Consider the following 18,399-nt stretch of genomic DNA (forward strand, 5'->3'; position numbering starts at 1 on the left):
ACCTGCTGATCAGTGATTCGTGTTCCCGGCACAGTGAACTCCTCCGTTCTGCTGTACCGAACCTTATCAGATCAACCGGCCAAGATAATTGTCGCTAGACCGGCCACCGTAATTGTCGCTTAATACAAAGAAGAGTTTCATCATTTTGAACAAGTTTTGCAAATTATGACGGCCAGAAATATTGAATACAGCAACATTCGTGCAGGCACATACGCAAAACAGCTTATTAGCCATGTTCGTACTCATGAACCGTTAAAAATTGTCGATAAATTAATTGTTGGCGCTTTTATTGAGGCTAGATCTTGTGAACGCTTTGCTAAGCTGGCACCGCATTTGGATGATGAGTTGGCTAGGTTTTATGTGTCGTTATTACGCTCAGAAGCACGACATTTTCAAGACTACTTGGTATTGGCGCAAAACATTGCAGGTAAAGATATTAGTGAGCGGGTTGCCTATTTTAGAGCGCAAGAAGCAGCATTGATTTTATCCGAAGATAGCGAATTTCGCTTTCACAGTGGCGTTCCTGTATCTCACTAAATCCCAGTATCTTATAAACTAGGATCAAAGCGCTAGGCTGAGAAGGGCCTTTGTTGCAACTCGCAGCCTTGTGAGCTAACGGATAACACACTGCCTTGCGTATACCAATCGCCAACAACTACACGTTGTTTATTATCGGCTAAGTGATGAATGTCAGGTCTGTGAGTATGACCGTGTATCATGCGTTGACAGTCAGTAGCCGATAAGAGCGCATCGACAGCTGTTGGTTCAACATCCATTATCTCGTAATGCTTTTGTTGATTACCTTTAATACTTTTTTGACGAATTTTCGCCGCAATATTCAAGCGAGTTTGCTTTGGCAAGATATTGGCATAAATCCACCGAACGAGCGCAATGCTGCGAAAACGTCTAAAGCGTTGATAAGCTTCATCAAGCGTACAAAGACTGTCACCGTGAAGAATAACCGTTCGAGTGCCATACAAGTCAATGCAATGCACTTCAGGCAGAATTTTCATGCCGGCCTGTTGGCAAAATGCACGTCCAACCATAAAGTCACGATTACCATGAATAAAATAGACTGGCATTAGGGTCGAAACTGACTTTATCGCTTTAGCGATATCTTGAGAAAATGGCTCAGCAATATCGTCACCCATCCATACTTCAAACAAATCGCCAATGATATATAGCGCCTCGGCGTCTTTTAAGCCGTGGGTTAAAAAGTCTAAAAATGCGTGAGTAATATCGGAACGATCAGCACTTAAGTGCAAATCGCCCACAAAGACAGTGCGCTTCAAAATTACGCTTTTACGCTGACGTTGTTGATCACAACGGCTTCTAAAGGCACATCTTGATGCATACCACGGTTACCAGTGGCTACCGCTTTGATTTTTTCAACAACATCTAAACCTTCAACCACTTCACCAAATACACAGTAGCCCCAACCTTGAGAGGTTTCTGATTTAAAATCCAGGAAGGTGTTGTCATTGATGTTAACGAAAAATTGAGCCGTAGCAGAGTGCGGATCTGAAGTACGCGCCATTGCGACAGTGCCTTTACGGTTTGATAAACCATTGCTAGCTTCGTTTTTCACCGTTTCATTGCAACGCTTTTGGCCCATATCTTCGGTAAAACCACCACCTTGGATCATAAAACCATCAATAACACGGTGGAATATGGTGTTGTCATAAAAGCCTTCTTCGACATACTTCATGAAGTTAGCTACTGTTAAAGGTGCTTTTTCGGCATCAAGTTGTAGAGTAATGTCGCCGTAATTTGTGTGTAAAGTAACCATTAATATTCACCTAGAAAAAATAATTTGCGCGATTCTAACTTATCTTGGTTGCAGCATAAAGTGCAGTGTTCAAAACCAGTGACATCATGATAGACTCATCAATAACATTTACCGTTATGAATTAGTGTAAAAGAGAACTTTTGATGTTGAAAATTTACAATAGTATCAGTCGTGAAAAACAAGAATTTAAACCAATAAACCCTGGCAAAATTGGCATGTATGTTTGTGGCGTGACAATTTATGATTTGTGTCACATTGGTCACGGGCGTACTTTTGTTTCATTTGACATGATCGTACGCTATTTACGTTACATTGGTTATGAGGTGAATTTTCAGCGCAATATTACCGATGTTGATGACAAAATCATTAAACGTGCCGCTGAGAACAATGAATCTTGCGATGCATTAACAGAACGTTTAACGGTAGAAATGCACCGTGATTTTGATTCGTTAAATATGTTACGTCCAGACTTTGAGCCTCGTGCAACGCTGCACATGCCTGAAATTATCGACATGGTACAATTACTTCTCGACCGTGGTCATGCATATGTTGCCCCAGACGGTGATGTGTTGTTCAGTGTGGCGTCATACAAAGACTATGGCCGCTTATCTGGCCAAAACCTCGATCAATTACAAGCCGGTGCGCGAGTTGAAGTCGATCAAAGCAAGCAAAACCCAATGGATTTTGTATTGTGGAAAATGTCTAAACCTGGCGAGCCTACTTGGGCATCGCCATGGGGTGAAGGTCGTCCAGGCTGGCATATTGAGTGTTCTGCCATGAACAGCAAGCATTTAGGTGTGCATTTTGATATTCATGGTGGAGGCAGTGATTTACAGTTCCCCCATCACGAAAATGAAATCGCTCAGTCTTGCTGTGCTCATGATACGCCATATGTTAACTACTGGATGCATTCTGGTATGGTGATGGTTGATCGCGAGAAAATGTCTAAGTCGTTAGGTAACTTCTTTACTATTCGCGATGTACTTGAACATTATGATCCAGAAACAGTACGTTACTTTTTATTGTCTGGCCATTATCGCAGCCAGTTAAATTATTCAGAAGATAATTTAAAACAAGCCCGTGCAGCGTTAGAGCGTTTATACACAGCGCTTAAAGATTTAGATTTAACTGTTGCAGCAGCGGATGCTGAGCAATATGTCGCTAAATTTAAGCATGCAATGGATGATGACTTTAATACCCCAGAAGCCTATTCAGTGTTGTTTGACATGGTGCGTGAAATCAACCGTCTCAAAACAACAGACATGGCAGCGGCTTCTGCACTAGGCGTGAGCCTTAAGCAGTTAACCGATGTGTTAGGGTTGATTAGCCAAACGCCAGAAGCTTTTTTCAAAGGCGAGGGCACAGATGATGAAGTGGCAGAGATAGAACCCCTAATTGTTGAACGTAACCGCGCTAGAACAGAAAAAGATTGGCCAGCAGCCGATATAGCACGTGATCGTTTAAACGAGCTTGGGGTGATTTTAGAAGACGGCCCAAGTGGCACGACTTGGCGTAAAAAGTAGCTCTGTCATGTATTAAGCAAAAAGCCTGCAAATTGCAGGCTTTTTAATGTCTCACCGTTACTCATGGTCGGTGTAATAACACGATAAGTTAGCTGTGATATTGCTCACAAGCATAAAGCGTGTTTTCTAAAAGACTGGCAATGGTCATTGGCCCAACACCGCCAGGTACCGGGGTGATAAAGGCCGCGTTTTCAACTGCAACATCAAACTCCACATCCCCGACTAATGAGCCATTTTCTAGACGATTAATGCCAACATCAATCACAATGGCACCAGGCTTAATCCATTCACCAGGAATAAACCCGGGTTTACCGACCGCAACCACTAATAAATCCGCCTGACGAACTTTTTGTTCTAAGTTTTTAGTAAAACGGTGACAAGTCGTCGTAGTACAACCGGCTAACAAAAGCTCTAATGTCATTGGACGCCCAACAATGTTCGAAGCGCCAACAACAGTTGCATCTAATCCGTAAGTATCGATCCCTGTCGATTTGATTAACGTCATAATGCCCATGGGTGTGCACGAGCGCAGCACGGGAATACGCTGAGCTAAACGGCCAACGTTATAAGGGTGGAAACCATCAACGTCTTTATCAGGACGAATACGCTCAATCACTTTAGAGTCATCTATATGCTCAGGCAGCGGCAGTTGCACTAAAATGCCGTCTATTTGGGGATTATCGTTACACTGGTCAATTAATGCCAATAACTCCGCTTCTGATGTGCTTGTGTCAAGGTCAAATGATTGCGATTCAAAACCGACTTCTTCACAGGCTCGGCGTTTACTGCCTACGTAAACTTGTGAGGCCGCATCGCTGCCGACTAAAATAACAGCCAGTCCGGGAACTCTTTGGCCAGCGTCTTTGCGTGCGGTGACTTTTTGTTTAAGAGTATTGCGGATAGATTGTGCAATGGCTTTACCGTCAATAAGTTGAGCAGTCATGGCTGTAGAGTTTCCTTTGAATGGCGCGGCTTGAGGCTGATGAATAAATCGGGGTGTATTCTAACAGGCGATTAAAAGAGTGTCATTTGTAAGACAGGGAAATACAGTGAATAAACTATTCGCGCTATGATGCTAATCACTCTTTTTGCTGTTAAATTCAACATATAGACAATTAGCTCAAAAAAATCGTTGACGATAACAAAGTGACTCGTTAAGATGCGCTCCGTTCTAGAGACAACATGGTTACACTGCATGTGTTAAAGAACACAGTAAATTCGGTGATTAGCGCAGCCCGGTAGCGCATCTCGTTTGGGACGAGAGGGTCAGAGGTTCGAATCCTCTATCACCGACCAAATTTCATTATTTGTTTATGTGTTAACTAAGCAAATAATAAAACAAGTGTTAAGCTTGTTTAGCCAGACAGGATACAGCAAATTGCTGTGCCATGCGCCCGTAGCTCAGTTGGATAGAGCACCCGCCTTCTAAGCGGGTGGTCGCAGGTTCGAGCCCTGCCGGGCGTACCATTTCAGTGGTGATTGTAGCTCAGTTGGTAGAGTCCCGGATTGTGATTCCGGTTGTCGTGGGTTCGAGCCCCATCAGTCACCCCATTTTTTCTTTGATTAATCAAAACGACAGCGTAGTAAAATACGTATCCTGCATTTTGATACTTAATTAAAGTCTTCAGCCAAATCACTCCTTGGCAACTCAATAAAATCAATTCGCACATTAAACGTGCAAACACGTCAAAAATGACTAAAAGTCAGTCCTTTTATCGCGTAAATCGACCTTTTCAGGCTCGACTATGCTAAAAACGGTGGCTATAATGTCGCGTCTTGATAAATATCAAAAATAAGCTACCTGAACCAACAGCGTCTTCAGCATCATAATATCGCTGTGCTGGAGGCTTTAGCTAAACACACGGTCAAGAAACGAATATCGAATAGTTGAGTTGTCGACTATTAAAAAGAACGTTAGACATATTTCGAGGTAAAACAATGCAAGTTTCTGTTGAAACAACTCAAGGCCTAGAGCGTCGCCTAACTATTTCTGTACCTGCTGAGCAAATCGAGAAATTGGTTAAAGACAATGTACTTCGCGAAGCAAAGCGTGCACGTCTTCCTGGTTTCCGTCCTGGTAAAGTACCGGTCACTGAAATCAACAAGCGTTATGGTAAAGCCATTCGCCAAGACATCACTGGTGAAGTGATGCAACGTAACTTTATTGAAGCAATCGTAGCTGAAAAATTAAACCCAGCAGGCGCACCAGTATTTACTCCTGGTACTACTGACGGTGATACTTTCCAGTTTGTTGCTACATTTGAAATCTATCCAGAAGTTGCATTAACCGGTTTAGACACGATTGCCGTTGAACAGCCTAAAGCTGAAGTAAACGATGCAGACGTTGACACCATGATTGAAACGCTACGTAAGCAACATGCTACTTATGCTGCTGTTGAGCGTGAAGCTGCTGATAGCGACAAAGTTAAAATGAACTTTGTAGGGTCTATCGACGGTGAAGAATTTGAAGGCGGAAAAGCTGACGATTTCGAACTACAAATCGGTTCAAACCGTATGATCCCTGGTTTTGAAACTGGCGTTGTTGGCCATAAAGCTGGTGACGAATTCGAAATCGAAGTGTCTTTCCCTGAAGATTACCATGCTGAAAACTTAAAAGGTAAAGCGGCTAAATTCGCAATTACCTTAACTGAAGTTCAAGGCGCAAGCTTGCCAGAAGTGAATGACGAATTTGCTTCACTATTTGGTATTGCAGATGGTGGTTTAGAAGCACTTAAAGCTGAAATCCGTAAAAACATGACTCGTGAGCTAGAGCAAGCGCTTAAAGCTAACGTTAAAGAGCAAGTGATTACAGGTTTATTAGCGGCTAACGATATCGTTATCCCTAAAGCATTAGTTGATGGTGAAGTTAACGTATTACGTCAGCAAGCTATGCAACGTTTTGGTGGTCAAACTGAAAATATGCCTGAGCTTCCAGCTGAATTATTCACTGAGCAAGCTGAGCGTCGTGTGAAGATTGGTTTGCTATTAGGCGAAGTCATCAAAACAAACGAGCTTAAAGCTGAAGACGATCGCGTTAATGCATTGATCGAATCTATGGCTTCTGCGTATGAAGATCCATCTGAAGTTGTCACTTACTACAACTCAAACAAAGAACTCATGCAAAACATGCGCAACGTAGCGCTTGAAGAACAAGCTGTTGAAGCCCTACTAAAATCGGCTAAAGTGACGACTAAAGACGTCGCTTTTGAAGAATTTATGAACAAGGCTACAGGCAAAGCGTAAGCTAAGCTTGACTTAACAAGGCGTTCGCCATTTATAATGGCTCGTATGAGGTTCCTCATGCGGGCCATTTTTATTTTTTAGGGAAATGAATAATGCATAAAGCACCAGAATCAGTACTCAATGCGCTTGTACCTATGGTTGTTGAACAAACAGCGAAAGGCGAACGTTCTTACGATATCTACTCTCGTTTATTAAAAGAGCGTGTTATTTTTTTAGTTGGCCAGGTTGAAGAACATATGGCTAACCTCATTGTTGCTCAGTTATTATTCCTTGAGTCAGAAAGCCCAGACAAAGACATCTACCTATATATTAACTCTCCAGGTGGTTCGGTCACTGCGGGTATGGCTATTTATGACACCATGCAATTTATCAAACCTAACGTCAGTACAGTATGTATGGGCCAAGCTGCAAGCATGGGCGCATTTTTACTTGCCGGCGGAGCCAAAGGTAAGCGTCACTGTTTACCTAACTCACGTGTCATGATCCATCAGCCATTAGGCGGTTTCCAAGGTCAGGCGTCAGATATTGCTATCCACGCTCAGGAAATCCTAGGCATTAAGAATAAATTAAACCAAATGCTAGCCGATCACACCGGTCAACCGCTAGAAGTGGTAGAGCGTGATACCGACCGCGATAACTTTATGAGTGCAACTCAAGCGGTTGAATACGGTTTAGTGGATTCGCTTTTAACCACTCGCGGTTAATACAGGCTGATTTTTTGCTGCGACTGGGTTATTCTTCATCTTAGATAACGAATAATCCAGATATGCAGACGGTAAACATATCGACAAGCAGAGCTCAGATGTAACGTCTAGGCTGCAAGCAGAGGTAGAATAATGGGCGATAACAAAAATAACGGTGACAGTGGCAAACTGCTGTACTGCTCTTTTTGCGGAAAAAGCCAACATGAAGTCAGAAAGCTAATTGCTGGCCCATCGGTTTATGTGTGTGACGAATGTGTTGATTTGTGCAATGACATCATCCGTGAAGAAATCAAAGAGATTTCTCCAAAGCGCGATGAAGACAAATTACCGACACCACATGAGTTACGCGAGCATCTTGATGACTATGTCATCGGTCAAGACAAAGCAAAAAAAGTGTTGGCGGTTGCGGTTTATAACCACTACAAGCGGTTACGTAATGGTTCCATTAAAGGCGGTGTTGAGCTCGGTAAAAGTAACATTTTACTTATTGGTCCAACCGGTAGCGGTAAAACCTTATTAGCAGAAACGCTAGCCCGTTCACTCAATGTCCCTTTTGCAATGGCTGATGCCACCACGCTAACCGAAGCCGGTTATGTGGGTGAAGATGTTGAAAACATCATTCAAAAGCTACTGCAAAAATGCGATTACGATGTTGAAAAAGCTGAGCGTGGTATTGTTTATATCGATGAAATCGACAAAATTAGCCGTAAGTCTGACAATCCATCAATCACCCGTGACGTATCGGGCGAAGGTGTTCAGCAAGCATTGCTTAAACTCATTGAAGGTACTGTTGCTTCTGTTCCGCCACAAGGCGGTCGTAAACACCCACAACAAGAGTTTTTGCAGGTAGATACCTCAAAGATTCTGTTTATTTGTGGCGGTGCATTTGCTGGGCTTGAAAAAGTCATCGAGCAACGCGCACATACCGGTACTGGCATTGGTTTTGGTGCTGAAGTGAAAGGCGAAGCTGACAAAGCGACTATTTCACAGATTTTAGGCCAAGTTGAACCAGGCGATTTAATTAAATTTGGTTTAATACCTGAATTTATTGGTCGCTTACCGGTTGTCGCTACGCTAACTGAGTTAGATGAAGCTGCACTAGTGCAGATTTTATCTGAGCCTAAAAATGCATTGACCAAGCAATATGGTGCATTATTTGAAATGGAAAACGTGGAACTTGAATTCCGCGAAGATGCCTTACTCGCCATTGCCAATAAAGCGATGTCTCGTAAAACCGGTGCGCGTGGATTACGTTCAATTGTTGAAGGCATCTTGCTAGACACTATGTACGATATTCCATCAACGGACGGCGTAATTAAAGCCGTGATTGATGAGTCTGTGGTTAAAGGCGAGTCTGCACCTATTTTAATTTACGAAAATACCGACACTCAGGCCGCTTCAGGCGAACAATAATTACCCTGATAGTCAGTAAATTGAAAAATAAGGAGTCCATAGGGCTCCTTTTTTCGTATTAACCATTGAAACTGACAACATCACCCCAATATACTCAATATTAAGTCTATTTCATTAAACGGAATCGAGCCATGACCCAAGAGCGTGAAGCGCATATCGAACTCCCCGTATTGCCACTGCGAGATGTGGTGGTTTACCCGCATATGGTAATTCCGCTATTCGTAGGACGGGAAAAATCCATTCGTTGCCTAGAATCGGCAATGGAACAAGACAAACAAATTTTACTGGTCGCTCAGCGTGATGCTGATCTTGACGAGCCAACCAAAGACGATATTTTTGATATTGGTACTGTAGCCTCGATTTTACAGCTGCTCAAACTGCCTGACGGCACCGTAAAGGTGTTAGTTGAAGGTGGCCAACGCGCTAAAATCACTCGCTACACTCAAGAAGAAGAATTCTTTGTTGCGACTGCTGAGTACCTTGAATCTCAAGCGTTGAGCGACAAAGAAGAAGAAGTACTGGTTCGCAGTGCTATCGGTCAATTTGAAGGCTACATCAAGTTAAATAAAAAAATCCCTCCTGAAGTATTAACTTCATTGTCGGGAATTGATGAAGCCGCGCGTTTAGCCGATACCATGGCGGCGCACATGCCGTTAAAGCTTGAAGACAAGCAATCGGTATTAGAAATGATCAACGTCGGCGAACGTCTTGAATATTTAATGGCGATGATGGAATCGGAAATCGACTTGCTACAAGTTGAAAAACGTATCCGTACTCGTGTTAAAAAACAGATGGAAAAAAGTCAGCGCGAATACTATTTGAATGAGCAAATGAAAGCCATCCAAAAAGAATTAGGCGATATAGACGAAACCCATGACGAATTTGAAGTGCTGGCGCGCAAGATTGAAGAAGCTGGCATGCCAAGTGACGCTAAAGAGAAAGCCTCTGCAGAGTTAAATAAACTCAAAATGATGTCGCCAATGTCAGCCGAAGCCACTGTTGTGCGCAGTTACGTTGACTGGATGACATCAGTGCCATGGAAACAACGCTCTAAAATTAAGCGTGATTTAGCCAAGGCCCAAGAAGTACTCGATGCTGACCATTACGGACTTGAAAAAGTCAAAGAGCGTATTCTTGAATATTTAGCCGTGCAAAGTCGCGTGAAACAACTTAAAGGCCCTATCTTGTGTTTAGTCGGACCTCCAGGTGTGGGTAAAACGTCACTGGGTCAATCTATCGCGAGAGCGACGGGGCGTAAGTACGTGCGCGTTGCATTAGGTGGCGTTCGTGATGAAGCTGAAATTCGTGGTCATCGCCGTACTTATATTGGCTCAATGCCAGGTAAAGTCATTCAAAAAATGGCCAAAGTGGGTGTTAAAAACCCATTGTTCTTACTCGATGAAATCGACAAGATGAGCTCAGATATGCGTGGCGATCCATCGTCAGCATTATTAGAAGTGCTCGATCCTGAACAGAATGCAACGTTCAACGATCATTACCTCGAAGTCGATTATGACTTATCTGATGTGATGTTTGTCGCTACGTCAAACTCAATGGATATACCAGGTCCGTTACTTGACCGTATGGAAGTTATTCGTTTAGCGGGTTATACCGAAGATGAGAAACTTAATATTGCTAAACAACATCTATTGACTAAGCAAATTGAACGTAACGGTCTTAAAGCAAAAGAAATTAAGGTTGATGACAGCGCCATTTTAGGGATTATTCGTTATTACACTCGTGAAGCGGGTGTGCGTTCATTAGAGCGTGAATTATCGAAGATTTGTCGTAAAGTGGTTAAGCACATTTTGCTTGATAAAACCGTCAAAGTTGTTGAAGTTAATCAAGAGAATTTAAAGTCATTCCTAGGTGTACAACGTTTTGATTTTGGTAAAGCTGAATCGAACAACCAAATCGGTCAAGTAACCGGGCTGGCATGGACACAGGTTGGTGGTGACTTATTAACAATTGAAGCCACTTCAGTTGCCGGTAAAGGTAAACTCACTTATACCGGTTCGCTGGGCGATGTCATGAAAGAGTCGATTCAAGCGGCGATGACCGTCGTTCGTGCTCGTGCTGAAAACCTCGGTATTAACGGCGACTTTTATGAAAAACGTGATATTCATGTGCACGTACCTGAAGGTGCTACACCAAAAGACGGTCCTTCAGCGGGTGCGGCAATGTGTACTGCGTTAGTGTCTAGCTTAACGGGTAATCCAGTGCGCAGTGATGTTGCTATGACAGGTGAAATAACCTTGCGTGGTGAAGTGCTACCGATTGGTGGATTGAAAGAAAAATTACTTGCAGCACATCGCGGCGGGATCAAACACGTGTTGATTCCTAAAGAAAATGAGCGCGACTTGGAAGAAATTCCAGCAAATGTGATTGCAGATTTAATCATTCATCCAGTGCGTTGGATTGACGAAGTATTGAAATTGGCGCTTGAGCGACCAGTTGAAGGCTTTGAAGTGGTTAAAAAATAGCTTATCAGTTAAAAAATTGCTGTAGAGCATAAAAAAAATGAAAAAAGGGGCTTAACAAAACGCTGACCTGTGGTAGCCTAGGTCTGTGGAGAGTCAGACGCACCAAGCCCTTGGGGCATCTGACTTTGAGCTGTATCCAATTTTATTTTTTTGGTTTTCATACTAGGTTTGATGTGTTATCAAACTTATTACAATAAAGCCTCCGCAGACCGCTCTAAACACGGATTTGGTTGCGGCGCGACAATAACATTCAAGGGGATGACATGAACAAATCTGAACTAATCGAGAAAATCGCATCTGGTGCTGATATTTCTAAAGCTGCTGCTGGCCGCGCACTAGACTCATTTATCGCTGCGGTAACTGAAGGTCTTAAAGAAGGCGATAAGATTTCTCTAGTTGGTTTTGGTACATTTGAAGTACGTCAACGTGCTGAACGTACTGGCCGTAACCCACAAACGGGTAAAGAAATTAAAATTGCTGCTGCGAACATTCCTGCGTTCAAAGCTGGCAAAGCGTTAAAAGACGCTGTTAACTAAATCGTTAGCAACGTAGCCTTTGTAAGGCATTCGTAATACAAGCACTGCTTAGGCGGTGCTTTTTACGAAAAGCAATATTGTTATGTATAGCATAACGAATATTGGGAGTATTGGGTCATACCCGTGGTAGCGTCTGATAACTCCATATAATTTACATTAAGGCGCATCCACAAGGTGATGCGCCTTTTTATTTTATTAATCGCAACAAGCGAGAATTCAGATGTTAGAAAAAATCCGTGAAGGCTCACAAGGGGTTGTTGCTAAAACAATTCTTGTGCTTGTGATACTTTCTTTTGCTTTTGCCGGTGTCAGTAGCTATTTAGGCTCTAACACAGGTGTACCTGCTGCAATCGTTAATGGTGAAGAAGTTAGCGCCAGTGAACTTGAAAATGCATTCCAAAATGAACGCTCACGCATTGAGCAACAGTTAGGTGAAATGTTTAATGCATTAGCCGCTGATGACAATTACATGAATGGCATTAAGAAAGGTGTACTAGACCGTTTAGTGGCTGATAAATTAATTGATCAAGCTGCTAATAAATTAGGTTTACGTGTATCTGATGAGCAAATCAAAAAAGCCATTATTGAAGAGCCTGCTTTTCAAACTGATGGTAAATTTGATAATGACCGTTACCTTGCGGTACTGCGTCAGTTAGGTTATCAAACGACCAGTTTTAGAACCATGATGCGTGTTGATATGACTCGCCGTCAGTTATTAAATGCATTAGTGGGCAGTGAGTTTGTGCTTGACGGTGAAGCTAAACAGCTTGCACAAGTTCAGGGTCAAACACGCGACATTCGTTATTTAGTGGTTGATTCTACACCTTACTTATCGACAGTTTCAGTGTCTGACGAAGAAGCTCAAACCTATTACGATGCTAACGTCATTCAGTTTATGAGCCCAGAACAAGTCAGCTTAGAGTATGTTGAACTTAACGCGACTGACATGGCTCAAAACAGCCAAACTTCAGACGAAGAAGTGAAAGCGTATTACGACGAGCATCAATCGCAATATCAAACAGCTGAAAAGCGTTTAGCTGCACATATATTTGTTGCTGCTACTGACGATGACAGTGCAGATAAAGCCAAAGCAGACGCGATTGCCGCTAAGCTTAATAACGGCGAAGATTTTGCTGATGTCGCGAAAGCCGATTCAGACGATAAATTAAGTGCAGAGCAAGGCGGTCAATTAGATTGGTTTGAGCAAGGCGTCATGGATCCTGCTTTTGATGAAGCATTATTTGCTTTACAACAAGATCAAGTTTCACCAGTTGTTAAGAGTGAATTTGGTTATCACATCATTAAGTTACTTGATTTACAAGCAAGCCAAGCAACTGCATTTGCTGATGTAAAAGCAAAAATTGTTGCTCAGTTGCAAGAAAAGAAAGCCCTTGATGTGTTTTATGGCTTACAAAGTAAACTTGCTGATACCAGTTATGAAATTCCTGATACGTTAAGCGAAACTGCGCAAGCTGTTGGCGGTAAAGTGCAAACTACCGCATTATTTTCGCGTGACAATGTTCCTGCGCAATTTAATAACCCTGAGTTCATTAAAGCTGCATTCTCTGATCAAGTGTTAGCCAGTGGCATGAACAGTGATGTCATTGAATTGGCACCTAATCATGTGATTGTTATTCGTATGAAACAACACACTATGGCAGGTACTATGCCATTTGCTGATGTTAAATCTGGGATTAGCGATCGCTTAAAGCAAGACAAAGCTAATGAAACCGCCCGTGAAAAAGCGGCCGAATTTATGGCTCAGTTAAAAGCAGGTAACGACACGTTAAGCGGTGCAACATTAACAGCATTGCCAAAGCTAGGTCGTTTTAATCAAGATATTGATCAAGCTATTACCGATAAAGCCTTTAAGATTGCCGCTCCAGCAGCAAACAGTGTCACGATTGATACTGCTGCGTTAGCAACAGGTTATGCGGTTATTGTGGTTGATAAAGTGAATGAAGCTGAAGGGATTAATGACAACTTAATTAATACTCTTAAGCAACGTTTAGCACCACAATACAGTGAAGCAGACTATCGTGCGGTCATCGCTACGCTTAAAGCTGATGCTGAAATTGAGTACCCAGTAGTTGACTAATTAAGTCGCTGCCATGAATACTTAAAAAAGACCTAGGCTACAAACCTAGGTCTTTTTGTTTTTAAAGTGATAACACCATGTCGTTTAGCTGAGGCGCTGGTTGAATTTGAGCATTAACGCATTTGCGAATTAAGTAGTGTGGTAAACATTATTCGATCAAATTAAATAACCTCAACGTTTCGATATTGAGTCATGTTGAGTTGTTGATTATTTAAATAGAAGGTTATTCATTTAGTCGGTTAATCGTCGATAATGGTATAAATTTAAAGACTAAGGAGATGGCAGTGAGCCATAGACTTGATAAAGCATTTGAACAAGCGCTCGCGTATGTCGATAAGCATATGCATGTTCCTGTAAACATCAGTGTTCTCGCTGAAATTTCCGGCATTGCTGAATCTCATTTTAGACATTTATTTCATGCGCTTTATCGTTTATCGATTGAACAATACGTAGATTTACTCAAGAGTTTACAGGCGGCGCACCAATTAGGTTTTGGTGAACAAATACCACTCGCAACGATTGCAACTAGTTTGGGTTATATTGATGAGACTCATTTTGTCCAATCTTTCACTGACAGCATTGGTCAAAGTCCACAATCATTTCAACATGCACCTGATTGGGGTAATTTCTTTTCTAAGCAGCAACCTCTCAAATCATTTCAAGCACCTTCAGAAAACGATTTTCATTACTCAGTCACTGAAATCGCACTCGATCCGCTAGTATTAGCGATCATGAACCACACCGGTCATTTTAGTGATATCCCCGTTACTGTTCAGCGGTTTATACAATGGCGTCAATGTAATGCATTAGGCCATAATGTTGGGCATACGTACTACTTGCTCTATAGCCATCCACAGGACAATCCTTACCACATGGGTATTGGTGTATCTCTCGACAGCGACAATTTCGTACGATTAGCCTCAAGCGGCTTAACAGATCCTGATATACAGACTAAAGTTATCCCAGCAGGTCGCTACGCTATGATGTTAGTGAGTAGCGATACTGCAGGTAACAACATCAACTCGTTATTACATGATGGCGTTAGTTATTTGTATCGCCAATGGCTTAATACCCATAATGTTGAATTACGTGATTCGCCGTTGATGTTCGAGCGCCTTGATGTGGCAGCGGCAGACGGGCAAGTGCAACATGTTAAAATTTATCTGCCGATACAATAGACTTTTAAAGTTGTTCGTTGAGTAAAATCATTGGAATGAGGTTATTGCTATAACTTATGGTTGGATGTTTTTCATTAACTCAGCGCAAATCCACACCATTGATACCTTACGTGCAGCAACCTTTGGGTTAAGCCATCTGGCTTAACCCTTTTTTATGGCTAATTAATTTCTAGACCGTGAATGTAACCCTTTGTTGTACAGGTATTAGATGATTTGACGGTAAGCAAATATATTAAGAAGGATTAGCGACAGTAAGTTTCGTCACTATTTCAAATACAAAAAAGCCGCTATGCAGTGCATTGCGGCTTTTCGTTAAATGGTTTGAACTAACGAGATGCTAATTGAATGTTACAGTTCAATTACCTCAAATGTCACGTTAGGATCAACATCAGCTTCGTAATCGATACCATCAATACCAAAACCGAACAGTTTTAAAAACTCTTCTTTGTATTCATTGTAGTCCGTTAACTCGCTGAGGTTTTCAGTGGTCACTAGTGGCCATAAATCGCGGCAGTGTTGCTGAATATCTTCACGTAATTCCCAATCGTCTAAACGCAAACGGTTTTCGCTGTCTACGACAGGTGCTTGACCATCTTCACGGTATAAACGTTCGGTAAACAAACGGTAAATTTGCTCCATGCAGCCTTCGTGTAGGCCTTCTTGACGCATCTTTTTAAATACCATGGCAATGTACAGTGGCATGACTGGAATGGCTGAGCTGGCTTGAGTGACGACGCTTTTTAGCACAGCGACGTTAGCAGAGCCACCTTTCGGAGCTAATTGGTTATTTAACGCATGTGCTGCGCGGTCTAAATCCATCTTGGCTTGCCCAAGTGCACCATGCCAGTAGATTGGCCAGGTTAGCTCAGTACCGATGTAGCTGTAAGCCACGGTTTTGCAGCCATCAGCTAATACGCCAGCATCGCTAAGCGCATTCATCCATAATTCCCAGTCTTGGCCGCCCATTACGGTAATGGTGTCGGCAATTTCTTGCTCAGTTGCGGGTTCTACAGAAGTGTCGATAATAGTATTTTTATTGGTATCAACCGCCGTAGCAGTATACGTTTGACCAATAGGTTTAAGTGATGAGCGGATCACTTCACCTGTGTCTGGTAGTTTGCGAACCGGTGATGCTAATGAATATACCACCATGTCGATTTGGCCTAAATCTTGTTTGATTAGGTCAATAACTTGTTGTTTGGCTGCATGGCTAAAGGCGTCGCAATTGATGCTTTTGGAATATAAGCCTTCCGCTTTTGCAAATTTGTCGAATGCCGCGGTATTGTACCACCCAGCAGTACCTGGTTTGGTTTCTGAGCTTGGTTTTTCAAAAAATACACCGATAGTTGCTGCATCACTGCCAAATGCTGAGGCAATACGAGATGACAAGCCATAGCCACTTGAAGAGCCCACAACAAGGACTTTTTTAGGGCCATGAGCAATTTTGCCTTTGGCTTTGGTGAGTTCAATTTGCTCTTTTACATTGGCTTCACAGCCAACAGGGTGAGTTGTTGTACAAATAAAGCCACGGATCTTAGGTTTAATAATCATATTTAGGTTTCTTCCTTTAACATTGGCTCTAGGATAAATAGTTCGACGCGTAAATGGCACTGATTTTTGCTAAAAAGCCTGTAAATGTACAGTGGTTGGAGCAGTTTAGCGTCGTTGCATAAATTGACTTTGCTCTTGAATAAGCCGTTGGGTGTATTCATGTTGAGGTGAGTTAAATAACGCTTCGGTGGTGGTTTTCTCTACCATAACGCCATTTTGTAACACCATGACTTTGTCGCTAACATGGCGGACAATATTGAGATTGTGCGACACGAAAATATACGACAAACCCATCTCTTTTTGTAACTTTAACAATAGGTTAATGATTTGCGACCGAACCGATAAATCCAGCGCGGTTAAGGCTTCATCGGCAATAATAATTTTCGGGTTGAGCATTAATGCCCGTGCAACGGCAACGCGCTGCTTTTGGCCTTCTGAAATCATATGCGGGTAAAAATCGGCATGCTCTGGCAGTAATCCTACTTTACGCAGGGTTTCAAACACTAAGGCTTTACGCTCGTTCGAATTCAGCGTGGTATTAAAACGTAAAGGCTCTTTAAGTAAATTACCTATTGATAAACGTGGATTGAGTGATGTGGTGGGATCTTGAAAAATCATCCTGATTAATCGGCATCGTTGTTTTTGGTTGCGTGTTTCTAACGCTTCACCTTCAAAAAAAATCTCACCGCCGCTGCGTCGTTCTGCACCCACTAAAATACGCGCTAGCGTACTCTTTCCTGAACCAACAGAACCCACAATCGCCATGGTTTCACCGCGTTCGAGCTCAAACGATACAGGCGCCAAAGCTTGATAGTATTGTGGTTTAAAACGTTTATAACCTGTGACGTATTGTTTGCACAAGTCGTTCACTTTAAGCAATGGCGTCGTCATCTTCTTGCTCACTTTGGTAAGGGAAATGGCAGGCAAAATAGCGCCCTTTAATGTGCTCAAGGTTTGGCTGTTTTACGCATTTACGCTGAGCTTCAGGGCAGCGTGGACCGAGTCGACATCCTGCAGGCAAGTGCTGCATCGACGGTGACGAACCTTGTAACGTTGGTAAGTCAGCTTTATGACGCATTTTTTGAGTGTGATCAGGTAAGTTTTTTAACAGTGCTCGAGTGTAAGGATGAAAGGGCAATTCTGCCATTGCCGCAGCAGGCCCAGATTCCATCACCTGACCACTGTATAAAATGGTCAGGTTATCACACCAGTTCACCATAATTTCAAGCTCGTGGCTCACCAGTAATATGGAGACATTTTGCAGTTGATTAAGTTGAGACAATAACCTAAAAATTTGTGCCTGAGTATTGAGCTCCATCGAGTTGGTCGGCTCATCAGCAATCAATAATTTAGGGTGATTTGCCACCGCCATTGCAATCATGACTTTTTGGCATTCGCCCTCTGACAACTCCCATGGATAACATTTCATCAGCTGTTTAGGTTTTTTGATGCCGACTTTATGTAACCATTTTTGTGCATTTAGATAGGTGTCGCGGCTACGACGCCAAAAAGGCACATTCTTATTGGGTATCATGGCTTCAATAATTTGACTGCCAATCGTTTTAACTGGATCCAAACTCCCGGATGGATCTTGGAAAATCATTGCGATGTCGCAACCCATTAAATTACGACGTTCTTTGGCGCTCATTTCAAGCAGGTTTTTACCGTCCCACATCATACGGTCGGCGATAATGTGCCAATTGGGGCCCAATACACCTAAAATCGCTTTAGCAAATAAGCTGCGACCAGAACCTGATTCACCCACTAAACCATGGATTTCACCTGGATTGATGGTCAGGCTGACCTTTTCAAGCACTTTAACGCGGCCTTGAGCGGTATCGAGTTCAATGGTGAGATTACGCACGTCGAGTAATGGCATAA

At 42.5% G+C, this 18,399-nt stretch carries 14 protein-coding genes, 3 tRNA genes and 1 pseudogene; 12 read left to right on the top strand and 6 right to left on the bottom strand.

The features are described from left to right. Positions 1-126: 126 nt before the first annotated feature. Positions 127-537 (top strand): annotated as a pseudogene (gene miaE, locus ACROAE_RS18910) (tRNA isopentenyl-2-thiomethyl-A-37 hydroxylase MiaE); the annotation flags it as partial. Between the two features lie 32 nt (positions 538-569). Here miaE and ACROAE_RS18915 read toward each other — a convergent pair. Beyond that, positions 570-1,292 carry a UDP-2,3-diacylglucosamine diphosphatase gene (locus tag ACROAE_RS18915; protein WP_432405191.1) on the bottom strand — a complete coding sequence of 241 codons (723 nt, stop codon included), beginning with the start codon at positions 1,290-1,292 and terminating at the stop codon, positions 570-572. A gap of 2 nt (positions 1,293-1,294) precedes the next feature. After that, positions 1,295-1,789 (bottom strand): peptidylprolyl isomerase, encoded by a 495-nt coding sequence (locus ACROAE_RS18920; protein ID WP_432405194.1) that lies wholly within the window; start codon positions 1,787-1,789, stop codon positions 1,295-1,297. 143 nt (positions 1,790-1,932) lie between these two features. Here ACROAE_RS18920 and cysS point away from each other — a divergent pair, with 143 nt between their 5' ends. Beyond that, positions 1,933-3,312, top strand: a complete 1,380-nt coding sequence (cysS, locus tag ACROAE_RS18925) for a cysteine--tRNA ligase (protein WP_432405197.1) — start codon at positions 1,933-1,935, stop codon at positions 3,310-3,312. Positions 3,313-3,400: 88 nt separating this feature from the next. Here the strand turns inward: cysS and folD are convergent, their stop codons facing one another. Beyond that, positions 3,401-4,255: a bifunctional methylenetetrahydrofolate dehydrogenase/methenyltetrahydrofolate cyclohydrolase FolD gene (gene folD, locus ACROAE_RS18930; RefSeq protein WP_432405200.1), complete on the bottom strand. Its 855-nt coding sequence runs from the start codon at positions 4,253-4,255 to the stop codon at positions 3,401-3,403. A gap of 276 nt (positions 4,256-4,531) precedes the next feature. Here folD and ACROAE_RS18935 point away from each other — a divergent pair. The 10 genes from ACROAE_RS18935 (at position 4,532) to ACROAE_RS18980 (ending at position 14,967) form a co-directional block, all read left to right on the top strand. Beyond that, positions 4,532-4,608: transfer RNA gene (locus ACROAE_RS18935), tRNA-Pro, on the top strand. Between the two features lie 94 nt (positions 4,609-4,702). Continuing rightward, positions 4,703-4,779: transfer RNA gene (locus tag ACROAE_RS18940), tRNA-Arg, on the top strand. Positions 4,780-4,787: 8 nt separating this feature from the next. Beyond that, positions 4,788-4,863, top strand: a tRNA-His gene (locus tag ACROAE_RS18945). A 387-nt stretch (positions 4,864-5,250) separates the two neighbouring features. After that, entirely contained in the window at positions 5,251-6,555 is a 1,305-nt protein-coding gene (tig, locus tag ACROAE_RS18950; RefSeq protein WP_432405204.1) for a trigger factor, read from the top strand. Between the two features lie 92 nt (positions 6,556-6,647). Next, entirely contained in the window at positions 6,648-7,259 is a 612-nt protein-coding gene (gene clpP / locus ACROAE_RS18955; protein WP_432405208.1) for an ATP-dependent Clp endopeptidase proteolytic subunit ClpP, read from the top strand. A 132-nt stretch (positions 7,260-7,391) separates the two neighbouring features. Then, entirely contained in the window at positions 7,392-8,672 is a 1,281-nt protein-coding gene (clpX, locus tag ACROAE_RS18960; RefSeq protein WP_432405211.1) for an ATP-dependent protease ATP-binding subunit ClpX, read from the top strand. A 131-nt stretch (positions 8,673-8,803) separates the two neighbouring features. Further along, a complete protein-coding gene (lon, locus tag ACROAE_RS18965) occupies positions 8,804-11,155 on the top strand; it encodes an endopeptidase La (RefSeq protein WP_432405214.1) in 2,352 nt (783 codons plus the stop codon). Between the two features lie 263 nt (positions 11,156-11,418). Further along, on the top strand, positions 11,419-11,691 hold the full coding sequence (hupB, locus tag ACROAE_RS18970; RefSeq protein WP_160053351.1) for a nucleoid-associated protein HU-beta: 273 nt from the start codon (positions 11,419-11,421) through the stop codon (positions 11,689-11,691). Positions 11,692-11,911: 220 nt separating this feature from the next. After that, positions 11,912-13,789 (top strand): SurA N-terminal domain-containing protein, encoded by a 1,878-nt coding sequence (locus tag ACROAE_RS18975; protein ID WP_432405219.1) that lies wholly within the window; start codon positions 11,912-11,914, stop codon positions 13,787-13,789. A gap of 284 nt (positions 13,790-14,073) precedes the next feature. Beyond that, entirely contained in the window at positions 14,074-14,967 is an 894-nt protein-coding gene (locus ACROAE_RS18980) for an AraC family transcriptional regulator (protein WP_432405223.1), read from the top strand. Positions 14,968-15,315: 348 nt separating this feature from the next. On the opposite strand, the gene fabV is transcribed toward ACROAE_RS18980, so the two are convergent. The 3 genes from fabV to ACROAE_RS18995 form a co-directional block, all read right to left on the bottom strand. Next, positions 15,316-16,518 carry an enoyl-ACP reductase FabV gene (gene fabV, locus ACROAE_RS18985; RefSeq protein ID WP_432405226.1) on the bottom strand — a complete coding sequence of 401 codons (1,203 nt, stop codon included), beginning with the start codon at positions 16,516-16,518 and terminating at the stop codon, positions 15,316-15,318. A 105-nt stretch (positions 16,519-16,623) separates the two neighbouring features. After that, entirely contained in the window at positions 16,624-17,409 is a 786-nt protein-coding gene (locus tag ACROAE_RS18990; protein WP_432405231.1) for a peptide ABC transporter ATP-binding protein, read from the bottom strand. After that, complete coding sequence (locus ACROAE_RS18995; RefSeq protein ID WP_432405235.1) at positions 17,390-18,397, bottom strand: oligopeptide/dipeptide ABC transporter ATP-binding protein; 1,008 nt, start codon at positions 18,395-18,397, stop codon at positions 17,390-17,392. Before ACROAE_RS18995 ends, ACROAE_RS18990 begins: the two co-directional genes overlap by 20 nt. Positions 18,398-18,399 lie beyond the last annotated feature (2 nt).

The organism is Shewanella sp. MF05960 (genome assembly GCF_050849305.1).
Lineage (GTDB): Bacteria > Pseudomonadota > Gammaproteobacteria > Enterobacterales > Shewanellaceae > Shewanella.

Excerpts from the sequence above, each read along its gene's own strand:
- ACROAE_RS18920 (WP_432405194.1), bottom strand. The coding sequence starts at position 1,789 with ATGGTTACTTTACACACAAATTACGGCGACATTACTCTACAACTTGAT.
- cysS (WP_432405197.1), top strand. The coding sequence starts at position 1,933 with ATGTTGAAAATTTACAATAGTATCAGTCGTGAAAAACAAGAATTTAAA.
- folD (WP_432405200.1), bottom strand. The coding sequence starts at position 4,255 with ATGACTGCTCAACTTATTGACGGTAAAGCCATTGCACAATCTATCCGC.
- tig (WP_432405204.1), top strand. The coding sequence starts at position 5,251 with ATGCAAGTTTCTGTTGAAACAACTCAAGGCCTAGAGCGTCGCCTAACT.
- clpP (WP_432405208.1), top strand. The coding sequence starts at position 6,648 with ATGCATAAAGCACCAGAATCAGTACTCAATGCGCTTGTACCTATGGTT.
- clpX (WP_432405211.1), top strand. The coding sequence starts at position 7,392 with ATGGGCGATAACAAAAATAACGGTGACAGTGGCAAACTGCTGTACTGC.
- lon (WP_432405214.1), top strand. The coding sequence starts at position 8,804 with ATGACCCAAGAGCGTGAAGCGCATATCGAACTCCCCGTATTGCCACTG.
- hupB (WP_160053351.1), top strand. The coding sequence starts at position 11,419 with ATGAACAAATCTGAACTAATCGAGAAAATCGCATCTGGTGCTGATATT.
- ACROAE_RS18975 (WP_432405219.1), top strand. The coding sequence starts at position 11,912 with ATGTTAGAAAAAATCCGTGAAGGCTCACAAGGGGTTGTTGCTAAAACA.
- fabV (WP_432405226.1), bottom strand. The coding sequence starts at position 16,518 with ATGATTATTAAACCTAAGATCCGTGGCTTTATTTGTACAACAACTCAC.
- ACROAE_RS18990 (WP_432405231.1), bottom strand. The coding sequence starts at position 17,409 with ATGACGACGCCATTGCTTAAAGTGAACGACTTGTGCAAACAATACGTC.
- ACROAE_RS18995 (WP_432405235.1), bottom strand. The coding sequence starts at position 18,397 with ATGCCATTACTCGACGTGCGTAATCTCACCATTGAACTCGATACCGCT.